Annotated in this window: 1 protein-coding gene; it reads right to left on the bottom strand. The window is 33.7% G+C overall.

Translation table 11 applies throughout. The annotated features are described in order from the left end of the window. Positions 1–31 precede the first annotated feature (31 nt). Positions 32–199: a hypothetical protein gene (locus tag V6246_RS18195; RefSeq protein WP_341560703.1), complete on the bottom strand. Its 168-nt coding sequence runs from the start codon at positions 197–199 to the stop codon at positions 32–34. Positions 200–344 lie beyond the last annotated feature (145 nt).

The raw sequence follows: 344 nt of genomic DNA, 5'->3' as shown, positions 1-344 counted from the left end.
AAAGTGAATTGTATTATTTGTTACTAATCTTTTACTCGTCGATATCGCCGCCTGTAAATTCATCAATGTCTCCGCCTGTATCGTTAACTTCTGTTTCATTTCCGGCTAATAAGCTATCATCGTTTAAATCTTGCTCTGTGCATGATGTGAATATGGTAACTAATAGTGCTAATAAGAATGTGATTTTTAATGCTTTCATGTTATATATGTTTTTAAAGTGAATTGTATTATTTGTTACTAATCTTTTACTCGTCGATATCGCCGCCTGTAAATTCATCAATGTCTCCGCCTGTATCGTTAACTTCTGTTTCATTTCCGGCTAATAAGCTATCATCGTTTAAGTC

It is taken from the genome of Algibacter sp. TI.3.09 (assembly GCF_038154905.1).
In the GTDB taxonomy this organism is placed as follows: domain Bacteria; phylum Bacteroidota; class Bacteroidia; order Flavobacteriales; family Flavobacteriaceae; genus Algibacter.
The sequence above is the reverse complement of the archived record's forward strand: the minus strand, read 5'-3'. Positions and strand labels throughout refer to the sequence as shown.

What these genes read in the sequence shown, in the direction of transcription:
- V6246_RS18195 (WP_341560703.1), bottom strand. Translation starts at nt 199, where the DNA reads ATGAAAGCATTAAAAATCACATTCTTATTAGCACTATTAGTTACCATA.